The following is an 8,692-nucleotide window of genomic DNA, read 5'->3' as shown; positions in this document are numbered from 1 at the left end:
CATCGAATGATCAGCAAAAAAGGGTGCTATGCTCCATCACTTGCCCTTTATCTTGAGTCTTTCCGGGTATTATTAAGCTCTCCCGCATTCAGGAACTGATTTATGAGTAGTCTTCTTCGCATTCGTCAGCTTTATCCAACGCTGGCACAAAATGACCGTAAGTTAGCCGATTTTCTGCTCACTAATCCTGAGCAGGCACGTCATCTTAGTTCGCAAAAGTTGGCGCTGCAAACCGGGGTTAGCCAATCTGCAGTGGTTAAGTTTGCCCAAAAATTAGGCTATAAAGGCTTCCCGGCGCTAAAACTGGCCCTGAGTGAAATTGTCGCGGCCCCGGCACAGGCAGTGACACTGCATAATCAGATCTTGAGCACTGACAGTTTAAAAATCGTTGGGGAAAAACTCCTGAGCGAGAAAGCCGCAGCACTACGGGCCACCTTGGATATCAATAGTGAAGAACGACTTACGCAAGCATTAGAGATGTTATTGTCGGCACGACGGATTATTCTAACCGGTATTGGTGCTTCGGGGCTGGTGGCAAAAGATCTGGCTTATAAGTTACTGAAAATAGGCATTATGGCGGTCTCCGAAACCGATATGCATGCACAACTGGCCGCAGTACAAGCATTGGATGCACGGGATTTACTGCTGGCTATCTCATTTAGCGGCGAACGCCGTGAGATAAATCTGGCGGCTGAAGAGGCACAGCGTTGTGGTGCCAAAGTGCTGGCATTGACCAGTTTTTCCCCCAACAGTTTGCAGCAACGTGCCGATCATTGCTTATATACCATTTCGGAAGAACCCGCGATTCGCAGTGCCGCAATCTCCTCAAGTACCGCGCAATATGCTCTGACTGATCTATTATTTATGGCGATGATCCAACAAGACTTGGAAAGCGCGCAGGATCATATTAAGCACAGTGCGGCACTGGTAAAAAAACTGGTCTAAGGATAGCAGAGGGGTATAATCCCCCGCAGTTGAGAATACCCGACCTAAGGTAAGAGAAAGCATGGCCCTGTTGATCACTCGTAAATGTATTAATTGCGACATGTGCGAGCCGGAATGCCCTAATGAGGCAATTTCCATGGGTGCAGAGATCTATCAGATTGATCCGATGCGCTGTACGGAATGTGTCGGTCATTACGAAACACCAACCTGCCAGTTGGTCTGTCCTATCGATAATACGATTGCTATCGATCCTGCCTGGGTTGAGAGTAACGAACAATTGTGGGATAAGTTTGTCCAACTGCATCACGCCGAACGTTTGTAATCCCCGCAGCAAGACTCGTTTTTAATACCAACAATATACTCGCGCATAACAAAAAGGGCGGCATTCGCATGCACGCCCCTGCTCTCTTTCACCACTATTCGCGGCTAAAACGGGCCTAGCTTTCAATAATTACGGTCGCGCAGGCATAACGCCGTTCATCGGCCAACGTTACATGTAAGGATTTGACACCCAGCTCAGCGGCCAATTCTGCCGCGCGCTGATGTAAACGCAGCGTCGGCTTACCCAGTGCATCGTTAACAACTTCAAACTGATTAAATGCCAAGCCATTACGAATACCAGTACCAAATGCCTTGGCCGCGGCCTCTTTAACGGCAAAGCGTTTTGCCAGAAAACGAATTGGCTGCTGATGCTGCTGATAGTGCTGCCATTCCGATGGGCTAAGGATACGCCGCGCCAGTTTTTCGCCACTGCGCTCCACCACCGCTTCAATCCTTGAAATTTCAACAATATCAGTGCCTAACCCCAAAATCGCCATTAACGACGCGCTTCCCGCATTAATACTTTCATCTCAGTAACGGCAGCTGCAAGGCCCGTCATTACGGCCTGACCAATAATTGCATGGCCGATATTCAGCTCATGAATCTCTGGTAAGGCTGCGATTGGTTGCACATTGTGATAGGTCAGGCCATGACCGGCATTCACTTTCAACCCTTTGCCTGCGGCATAGGTCGCAGCTTTGGTGATACGCACTAATTCAGCTTGACGCACCAAATCGGTGGTGGCATCTGCGTACGCACCGGTGTGGATTTCAATATAAGGGGCACCCACGGTAACGGCTGCATCAATCTGGCGCATATCGGGATCGATAAACAGTGACACCAGAATACCGGCCTCAGATAATCGGCTCACCGCAATGGTCATTTTATCGAGTTGACCGGCAACATCTAGCCCGCCTTCGGTGGTAACTTCTTGGCGTTTTTCCGGCACCAGACAGCAAAAGTGCGGTTGTAACTCACAAGCAATATCAACCATTTCATCGGTAACCGCCATCTCCAGATTCATGCGGGTCTGGATAGTTTGGCGCAAGATGCGTACATCTCGATCAGTGATATGGCGGCGATCTTCACGTAAATGCACGGTAATACCGTCGGCACCCGCTTGCTCGGCAATAAACGCGGCCTGAACAGGGTCGGGGTAAATGGTCCCACGTGCATTTCGTAATGTCGCAATGTGATCGATATTGACGCCCAACAACAAATCAGCCATGACAGCCCTCCAGATATGGATGCATCTTTAATAGGTCAATGAGCACGCAAAAACCGGCCCTTAAACGCATAAGTGCCTTGCAGTTTACACCGACTAGACTGTCAGCGGATAGGTTACTGTACGGGAAAGTTGATGATGGGCAGTTTAAAACATGAAGGTATTGTACTACGGCACTGGATCCGCTGGTGGCTTAATCACAAACTGACGAAACAGTTCGCGACTTTTTAACGGTTTACCCCCCAAATAGGGTTTGAGGGCGATGCGGGTGAAGCGCTTGGCTGCACGTAAAGTATCGGCATCAGGAAATTCACGGTTAGCCAAAGCCGATAATTGGCGGCCAGTAAAGCTATAGTGATCAACCACCAAGCTGGCGATAAATCCTTTTTCTTCCCGATAGCGGTAGGTCATGGTCTCTGACACCGGCTGACCACTCCCCGCACAGTGGAGAAAATCCACACCATAGCCAAGATGAGCCAATATCGCCAATTCAAACTGGCGCAGGGCATATTCGGGCGATCCATCACTGCCTGCCAAAGCCTGTAAGCAATGCAGATAATCGAAGAATAAAGCAGAGTAATTGGTTTGATGTTCTAACACGCGGGAAAGCAGCTCATTGACATATAAACCGCTATACAACATAGAGCCAGTCAATGGAAGAGCCAGTGATACTGGCTCAGCACTGCGTAAGGTTTTAACTTCACCACGCCCGGTCCAGCGAACCAATAATGGCGTAAAAGGCTGCAAGCAGCCTTTTAGATTGGAGCGGCGACCCCGCGCACCTTTGGCCAGCACCCGCATGCGACCTTCCCCTTCAGTAAATAAATCCAGCATCAAACTGGTTTCACTATAGGGTCGCCCATGCAGGACAAATGCGCGTTGCCAACCGTCCATTGGCGAGTCTTACTTCAGATCGTCGGTATAGCCTAAGCTGCGCAATGCACGTTCGTCATCTGCCCAGCCTGATTTCACTTTCACCCACAGCTCAAGATGCACTTTTGCTTCGAACATTTGTTCCATGTCCTGACGGGCTTCAATACCAATGGTCTTGATTTTCGAACCTTTATTACCGATGACCATTTTCTTCTGGCCTTCGCGTTCAACCAAAATCAGCCCATGGATGTTATAACCACCGCGCTCATTTGGGACAAACTGTTCAATTTCAACTGTTACTGAGTAAGGTAATTCCTCACCCAAGAAGCGCATCAACTTTTCGCGAATGATTTCTGACGCCATAAAACGCTGAGAGCGGTCAGTGATATAATCTTCCGGGAAATGATGACCCGCTTCCGGCATAAGCTTGCGCACGATGCCAGCGATGGTATCCACGTTCATCCCTTTCTCGGCAGAGATTGGTACGACGTCCAGGAAATTCATCTGCTTACTTAAGAACTGAATATGGGGCAACAGCTTGGTTTTGTCTGTTACGTTATCAACTTTGTTGATCGCCAATAATACCGGGCATTGTAAACTGCGCAGCTTATTAACGACCATTTCATCGTCGGCAGTCCAATTGGTGCCTTCGACTACAAAAATCACTAATTCCACATCACCGAGAGAGCTGCTTGCCGCGCGATTCATTAAGCGGTTAATCGCGCGTTTTTCTTCAATATGCAGCCCCGGGGTATCAACATAAATGGCCTGATAAGGCCCTTCAGTATGGATCCCCATAATACGGTGGCGTGTGGTTTGTGGTTTACGTGAAGTGATGGAGACTTTTTGCCCCAACAGTTCATTTAGCAAAGTAGATTTACCCACATTCGGGCGACCTACAATTGCAATAAAACCACAATACGTTTTTTCTACTTCGCTCATTCAAGCTCCAACTGTTTCAGCGCTTGTTCCGCTGCCGCCTGCTCAGCTTTACGGCGACTTGAGCCGGTACCTATTACCGGTTCATTCAAGCCACTCACCTGGCAGTGGATAGTAAATTCCTGGTCATGTGCTTCTCCGCGAACCTGCACAACCAGATAAGAGGGCAATGGCAGATGACGGCCTTGCAAATATTCTTGCAAGCGCGTTTTCGGGTCTTTCTGCTTATCACCAGGGCTGATTTCTTCCAACCGACTGCGATACCAGTCGAGAATCAGCCGTTCAATCATATGAATATCGCTATCTAAGAATATACCGCCAATTAAGGCTTCTACTGTATCCGCCAAAATTGATTCGCGACGGAAACCACCACTTTTCAATTCACCCGGCCCAAGGCGTAAACATTCACCGAGGTCAAATTCACGGGCCATTTCAGCGAGTGTATTTCCTCTAACCAATGTGGCACGCATCCGACTCATGTCCCCTTCATCGACACGGGGAAAGCGACGATACAGCTCATTGGCAACAACGAAACTTAATATAGAGTCACCCAGGAACTCCAAACGCTCATTGTGTTTGCTACTGGCGCTACGATGAGTCAGTGCTTGCAGCAAGAGCTCCTGCTGTTGAAAAGTGTAGCCCAGCTTCCGCTGTAGCCTGTTTATTACGATGGGGTTCATGAGTTACCAATAGATCAAGAATGCGTCAAAAACTACAGCATACGGAACAGGTCTGATCCGCCAATATTGCAGGACAAAACTGTTTCGTTTGCAGTGGCTCCCATAAAGAAGCCAACTTTTATCGCTCGAAGGGTTATTCTACAACGAGTGGAAATATAATGCTGCGTTTAAATACCCTGCTTACTTGAAGTTGCAGCAGTGCTAGCGGCGTTCAAATCTACTCCCAGCAGATTTGTCACCCGAATTACTGACTTTTGTCGGTTCATCGGGATGTGCTCGTTTGCTGCCTGGCTGCAACTCCACCATCTGGGTATAGCCGATACTAATGGATTCCACCAATTCGACTTAAACGAACACCCGTTGGCCATTCACCCTCTTGCTTTTCAAAACTCATCCAAATAGCAGTGGCCTTGCCAACTAGATTACGTTCCGGCACAAACCCCCAGAAGCGGCTATCTGCACTGTTATCCCGGTTGTCGCCCATCATAAAATAGTGACCTTCCGGCACCACCCAAACCCCTAAAGGCTGGTTAGGTTGTTGATAATAAGCGCCTATCTGCTCCTGACGCCCAGGGACGGTCAGAATATGGTGTGCCACCGGGCCAAGAGTTTCGGTGCGCTCACGCAAACGTACCCCACCATCAGGCACTGCCTGATTTGTCGGGATTTGGAAGAAGCCAGCAGAAGCCTCGCCATTGCCGCTATAGCGGAATGTCTGCACAAAATCGCTTGGCTCAGATGCACTGTAAGTAATTGGCAACGCACTATCACAAGAAGTACCGGTATTACATGCAGGCTGCACCGTCACTTCCTTGCTGATTGGATTATAGCTAACGCGGTCACCCGGTAAGCCCACTACACGCTTGATATAGTCCAAACGCGGATCGAGCGGATATTTAAATACCGCGATATCACCACGTTTTGGATGTCCCGTAGGGATCAGCGTAGTTTGCGTGATGGGATCTTTAATACCATAAGCAAACTTCTCAACCAGAATGAAGTCACCGATCAATAGCGTTGGCATCATCGAACCAGAAGGGATCTGGAACGGTTCGTAAATAAACGAACGAACGATAAATACCAGAGCTAACACCGGGAAGACTGAAGCACAAGTCTCTATCCAGCCAGGCTGCCTTGCCGCCTGTGCTAAAGTCTTATTATCTACAGCACAACCCGTTTGTGCCTTGATCGCCGCAGTTTGCGCATTAACTGCCGCAATTTTTGCCTGGCGAGCCGGTCCCCATTTAAACCGCTCGAAGCACCAGATAATCCCTGTCAGCAGTGTTGCTATCGCTAAAATCAAGGCAAACATGTTAGCCATCAAAACTCCTTATTTGCTGTCTTTTCCAACGTGCAGAATAGCCAGGAAAGCCTCTTGCGGTAATTCAACGTTACCGACCTGTTTCATACGTTTTTTACCGTCTTTCTGTTTCTGCAAAAGTTTCTTCTTACGGCTAACGTCACCGCCATAACACTTCGCCAGTACGTTTTTACGTAACTGTTTCACAGTAGAACGGGCAATGATGTGGTTACCGATAGCAGCCTGAATTGCAATATCAAATTGCTGGCGCGGGATCAATTCTTTCATTTTCTCAACCAGATCACGGCCACGGTATTGCGCATTATCACGATGGGTAATAAGCGCCAGCGCATCTACACGCTCGTTGTTGATTAACACATCAACACGCACCATGTCAGAGGTCTGGAAACGTTTGAAATTGTAATCCAGCGAGGCGTAGCCACGGGATGTCGACTTCAGGCGATCGAAGAAATCGAGCACCACTTCAGCCATCGGAATTTCATACGTCAGCGCCACTTGGTTACCGTGGTAAACCATGTTGGTCTGCATACCACGTTTTTCAATACACAACGTGATGACGTTACCCAGGTATTCCTGCGGCAACAGCATATGACACTCAGCAATTGGCTCGCGTAGCTCTTCGATGTTGTTCAACGCCGGCAGCTTAGATGGGCTATCAACGTAAATGGTTTCCTGACTGGTGGTGATCACTTCATATACGACCGTCGGTGCGGTGGTGATCAACTCCAGATCGTACTCACGCTCCAGACGCTCCTGAATGATCTCCATGTGCAGTAAGCCGAGGAAGCCACAGCGGAAACCAAAGCCCAATGCGGTGGAGCTTTCTGGTTCGTAGAACAAAGAGGCGTCATTAAGACTCAACTTGCCCAGTGCATCACGGAAAGCTTCATAATCGTCTGAACTAATAGGGAACAGACCGGCATAAACCTGTGGTTTTACTTTCTTAAAGCCAGGTAATGACTTCTCCGCCGGGTTACGGGTCAGAGTCAATGTATCGCCGACCGGTGCGCCCAAAATGTCTTTTATCGCACACACCAACCAGCCAACCTCACCGCAGTTCAACATATCGCGATCTATACGTTTTGGTGTAAAAATACCGAGGCGCTCAGCATTATAACTCTGCCCGGTACTCATTACTTTAACCTTATCGCCTTTACGCAATGAGCCATTTTTAATACGAATTAACGATACAACACCCAGATAATTATCAAACCAGGAATCGATAATTAGCGCTTGTAATGGACCATCAGGATCACCCTCTGGCGGCGGAATATCACGCACCAAACGCTCAAGGATATCGGGTACACCTACACCAGTTTTCGCTGAGCAACGTACCGCATCAGTCGCATCAATGCCCACGATGTCTTCAATTTCTTCCGCAACACGCTCAGGGTCAGCAGCCGGCAGGTCGATTTTATTTAAAACAGGAACCACTTCCAGATTCATTTCCATCGCGGTGTAGCAGTTCGCCAGCGTTTGTGCTTCAACGCCTTGCCCGGCGTCAACAACCAGCAATGCCCCTTCACAAGCCGCTAAGGAGCGGGAAACTTCATAAGAGAAGTCAACGTGACCAGGGGTATCGATAAAGTTGAGCTGATAGGTTTGACCATCTTTAGCATGGTAATCAAGCGTCACGCTCTGTGCCTTGATGGTAATACCACGCTCACGCTCCAGATCCATAGAATCCAGTACTTGAGCGGCCATTTCACGCTCAGATAATCCGCCACAAATCTGAATAATACGGTCCGACAGCGTCGACTTACCGTGGTCAATATGGGCAATAATAGAAAAGTTTCTTATGTGCTTCATTTATATGAATTTTTCTCTAGTCGTTGTCTTTAATTAATTATTGGTGGACACAGCGATGGACTCAAACCCAAAACTACCCACATAAATATGCACGCATCTTACACTGTAAGTCTGCCTCGTGAAAGGCATCACACTTAGCTTGTTAGCTGATTTATCCTGTTAAAATGTATCAACGCCTTACCTTACATCGCTATTGATAGTACATACTCTTAGCGCTGTTCCGTGCTGATATCCCGGTAAAAATAGTTTAATACCAATAATTTTATTGTGCCTATAGCTTATAAAGCTCGCTAGTGTGTATTATTTAACTGATTATAATCAGCACGATAGATACCCTACACGCCTAATTTGGTGGTGCACATATTTCTATTTTGTCGAACTGATGATTAATTCATTTTCGGAAAATGCTCATTTACCCTGTTGGATAATAATTTAAAGTATTCATGTGATTTTATAACAACCAAGTGAAATATCCTCTTGGCGGCCATATGGAGAATATTATGATTGATGAAGGAAAAATACTGAGCCGCCATGAGTTTAGAAAAAATAACTCCAGAGCCACTATCGTCGCAATAATAC

General features: G+C 47.7%; 9 protein-coding genes. 2 read left to right on the top strand and 7 right to left on the bottom strand.

Going from position 1 to position 8,692, the window contains the following annotated elements; genetic code table 11:
* Positions 1 to 102 precede the first annotated feature (102 nt).
* The gene (locus V1952_RS17410) at positions 103 to 945 is read left to right on the top strand and encodes a MurR/RpiR family transcriptional regulator (protein WP_372559695.1); all 843 of its coding nucleotides are present in this window, start codon (positions 103 to 105) and stop codon (positions 943 to 945) included.
* Between the two features lie 61 nt (positions 946 to 1,006).
* A complete protein-coding gene (locus tag V1952_RS17405) occupies positions 1,007 to 1,267 on the top strand; it encodes a YfhL family 4Fe-4S dicluster ferredoxin (protein ID WP_032906988.1) in 261 nt (86 codons plus the stop codon).
* A 115-nt stretch (positions 1,268 to 1,382) separates the two neighbouring features.
* On the opposite strand, the gene acpS is transcribed toward V1952_RS17405, so the two are convergent.
* From acpS to lepA, 7 genes are all read right to left on the bottom strand, one after another.
* Positions 1,383 to 1,763, bottom strand: a complete 381-nt coding sequence (gene acpS, locus V1952_RS17400; RefSeq protein ID WP_083163143.1) for a holo-ACP synthase — start codon at positions 1,761 to 1,763, stop codon at positions 1,383 to 1,385.
* Positions 1,763 to 2,494 carry a pyridoxine 5'-phosphate synthase gene (pdxJ, locus tag V1952_RS17395; RefSeq protein ID WP_083163141.1) on the bottom strand — a complete coding sequence of 244 codons (732 nt, stop codon included), beginning with the start codon at positions 2,492 to 2,494 and terminating at the stop codon, positions 1,763 to 1,765. Before pdxJ ends, acpS begins: the two co-directional genes overlap by 1 nt.
* A gap of 165 nt (positions 2,495 to 2,659) precedes the next feature.
* A complete protein-coding gene (gene recO, locus V1952_RS17390) occupies positions 2,660 to 3,385 on the bottom strand; it encodes a DNA repair protein RecO (RefSeq protein WP_083163139.1) in 726 nt (241 codons plus the stop codon).
* A 9-nt stretch (positions 3,386 to 3,394) separates the two neighbouring features.
* Positions 3,395 to 4,306, bottom strand: coding sequence for a GTPase Era (gene era / locus V1952_RS17385; protein ID WP_083163137.1), 912 nt, complete (start codon positions 4,304 to 4,306; stop codon positions 3,395 to 3,397).
* Complete coding sequence (gene rnc / locus V1952_RS17380) at positions 4,303 to 4,983, bottom strand: ribonuclease III (RefSeq protein ID WP_083163135.1); 681 nt, start codon at positions 4,981 to 4,983, stop codon at positions 4,303 to 4,305. Before rnc ends, era begins: the two co-directional genes overlap by 4 nt.
* A 322-nt stretch (positions 4,984 to 5,305) precedes the next feature.
* Positions 5,306 to 6,304, bottom strand: a complete 999-nt coding sequence (gene lepB / locus V1952_RS17375; protein ID WP_083163133.1) for a signal peptidase I — start codon at positions 6,302 to 6,304, stop codon at positions 5,306 to 5,308.
* Between the two features lie 9 nt (positions 6,305 to 6,313).
* Complete coding sequence (gene lepA, locus V1952_RS17370) at positions 6,314 to 8,113, bottom strand: translation elongation factor 4 (protein ID WP_420075204.1); 1,800 nt, start codon at positions 8,111 to 8,113, stop codon at positions 6,314 to 6,316.
* Positions 8,114 to 8,692 lie beyond the last annotated feature (579 nt).

This window comes from Yersinia sp. 2542 StPb PI (genome assembly GCF_048593855.1).
Classification (GTDB): domain Bacteria; phylum Pseudomonadota; class Gammaproteobacteria; order Enterobacterales; family Enterobacteriaceae; genus Yersinia; species Yersinia enterocolitica_E.
This window is presented reverse-complemented; position numbering and strand designations above follow the sequence as displayed.